At 33.8% G+C, this 3058-nt stretch carries 3 protein-coding genes; all 3 read right to left on the bottom strand.

The genetic code is table 11. From position 1 onward, the window contains the following. Positions 1-237 precede the first annotated feature (237 nt). Entirely contained in the window at positions 238-951 is a 714-nt protein-coding gene (locus tag V7164_RS25430) for a hypothetical protein (RefSeq protein ID WP_335347291.1), read from the bottom strand. A gap of 565 nt (positions 952-1516) precedes the next feature. Beyond that, complete coding sequence (locus V7164_RS25435) at positions 1517-1966, bottom strand: hypothetical protein (protein WP_335347290.1); 450 nt, start codon at positions 1964-1966, stop codon at positions 1517-1519. 609 nt (positions 1967-2575) lie between these two features. Next, positions 2576-3058 (bottom strand): hypothetical protein (locus tag V7164_RS25440; protein ID WP_335355625.1); only part of this gene is annotated, 483 nt, incomplete at its 5' end.

Consider the following 3058-nt stretch of genomic DNA (forward strand, 5'->3'; position numbering starts at 1 on the left):
ATAAAGAGCTTTCTTTTATAACAACAAGTATGTTCACTGACATTAATGTTGGTACCTAAAAAAACAATAAATATCAAGGATTATTGAGTTCTAGAGTATAAATGAGAAAAAGATTAGTGCTTTGATTAAATATCTAATTAATAGCAGCAAGTTATCATTCCCCATTTTTATTACGAAGGTTGGACTACATTTTAAACCTAAAAAGGAATAGAACAATGTTCCATTCCTTTTTCACATTTAATAAGCCTTTTCGATTTCAATTTTTGTATAAATATCTATTGCCTCTTGTGAACTTATTCCAAACTTTTCACTTGCCATTTTTCCTGCCAACTGATCGTGGACTTCTGGAATATAATTTGCACCATAATTTGTTTCTCTATCAAAAACAGATTTCATGTATTCATAGATTTCCATATCAGATGGTCCACTAGAAGAAGAAACGGTTTCAGTTGGCATCTTTTCTTCCTTTTCAAAATCGTATTCACGCACCAAATGTAAAACGGTTGTTGGTCCATTCTTTATTTCTAAATCAAAGAAGATTTTGAATCCATTTTTATAATAAGCAAGAATGTATCCGTCAGAGTCCAATTCATCTTCAACTGGCTCTACTGATTCAGCAAACACTTTGTTAATTTCTTCTGCTGTCATGCCGACAGTAGCACCGAACACAGAGAGAGTAAGTGTAGCAAAATAGTAGCCCACCACGGTTTCATCCAGTTCATCGATAAAATATCCTTCCTTGTCGAAAACCACCAATCTTGCACCCGAATAGTAATCATCATAGGTAGGTTCGTCATAATGTTCCTTTAGCTCGCTTAATTTTGCACCAAGTGGAAAAGGAGCATTGATTTGGGTTGAAGCGAACACCTCTTCTTCTGGATCTATTTCTAATTCTTTTTCCTCTACATGGATTGAAGGTGATAAATCTATTTCTTCAGAATTACATCCCAACAACATAACGCAAGACAAAAGCAACAGTGCAATGTAATACAAAAGTTTAATAATATCATCTCCTTACACAAAAATAATCCTTATACCACTTAACTATCTATTAGTACAATAGGTTCAATAAAGGTAAGCGTTAATCCTTCTTGGATTAACGCCACCTTTAGTTTAATAAGGATAATGAAATAGAATTCTCAAAACAGCCCATAGAAGTAACCCTGCAATAATAACTAGAACTCGAATTACCCAATTCTTCACTCTATAAATCCTCCTGATAATTGATAAGATATTTTTAATATCCTCCCACCCTTGTAACAATTACTTGTCTACCTGATATTACTCCTTTAAGGGCTTTGGAAAAGACCTTTTTTATATCTTCTCATCGTCAACCAACCTGCCCATTTAGCTAAATAAGAAAAAGGCTGCCTCAGCAACCCGAAACTTCTTGAAGTAATGCACCAGTTAATTTAAGTACATCTCTTCACAATCTACCATTAGTGACTTACTAATCGTTTTAATAATAGTACTTTAGTGACCAACTTTATTAAATAAAAAAACCTTAATTATTATTTCATAATAATTTAATTGCTTCAAAGTGCATAAATGATGGCTCGGGTAATGTATTACCATCCGTGGTAGCTTGGCCAAAAATAAATACTCTGTCACCCTTAGATAAATTAGTGACGGAAGAAACACTCACCAGATTAGTGACTTGCACATCTACTCCAAAAAAGTCGTTATCAGCAGCGGCTGTATCTTCTTCGTTGATAGCGATTAACATCCTGCAACTATAATTTGTAGCATCAGGACCAGGAACAAAACTCATACTTGCTATAATCAAATATATTCCATCTTGTTTTGGAATAAAAGTGTTGGGGAAATTGGGGTCATTATCATACTCTTCGTTTAAATCGTATATTACATTCGGATAAGCAATTAAAGTAAAATCTGCTGGACCCACACTTTGTTCTGTATTAATATTTACAGCTCTAAAAGCTGACGGTTGTTTTCGAACTCCCATTATTTCTTCTCCTTTCGGATAATTATTCTAAACATTACATTCTATTATCCGAATAAGCCTTTTGTATAGACATTTACAGGTGGATTAGAAAAAATCAACTCTTCTGCAACTAACCTGCCAGTTCCTTTAAGTACATTCTTTCACAATATCTTCCTAATTTTAGCATAATACCATAACTGTGTTGTTACACAATCTGGCCCTTTGCATGAAGAAAGACGCTTTCCTTATTTCAGAAAAGCGCCCGATTGTGGAAGATCGTTATTAAAGTAAAGCTACCCTTTAGGTCAACAAGCATTATTTCTTTTTAGAAGATTTATGCCCAATAATAATAACAACAGCAACAATTACTGCGAACCATATATACCAATCCATTTGATTTCCTCCTTAATTGACGAAAATCAATATGATGATTTGTTAAATAGCAGCGACATTTCGGAAAACAGCCATATACTAAGAGTTATGCTCTTTAACCAGAATATTCCTTATCCCATTAACCTGCCAGTTAGTAGAAAAAGTTCAACAAAAACAAAGCGTTAACCCTTCTTGGATAAACGTGACGATGGTCTAAAAAGAATATATGAGAGAAAAATAACAAATATCAAATGTATATTATTTACAATCCGCTTGTTCCATAATCTTCTGTAGGGTTTCCAAATCAATTTTTATGATAGGTCCTTCAGGAGATATGATCACAGCTTCCTTCAAATAGAATCTCCCTGCCATAATAAAGTCCTCTCTTTTCTTGAAATATAACTTCAAGTCAGGTTCGTGACTTGGAAACTCACTTTGCTCAAGGTACTTTGATTTTTGAAACGAGTCAACTATTTCCTTAATCAAATTTTGATTATCAATTTCATAGGAAGATGGATGACATAGCACCGTGATTGAGGTTGTATATTTCAAATCTTTAATAGAATTCCACCTTTCATAAGGGGGTATTTCTTCCGCTTCTGTTTTATCAATTAAACTATGACGACCTACCAAGTACCTTGTCTCATTAATTTCAGTTTGTTTTGAATATGGAGAGGATATTTTATTTTGTTGTGCAGAAGGGTGCAACAAAATCATCCCTGTAGCCGGCAAAAATAGCAC

The sequence above is a fragment of the Bacillus sp. JJ1474 genome (genome assembly GCF_036965225.1).
Taxonomy (GTDB): Bacteria; Bacillota; Bacilli; order Bacillales; family Cytobacillaceae; genus Cytobacillus.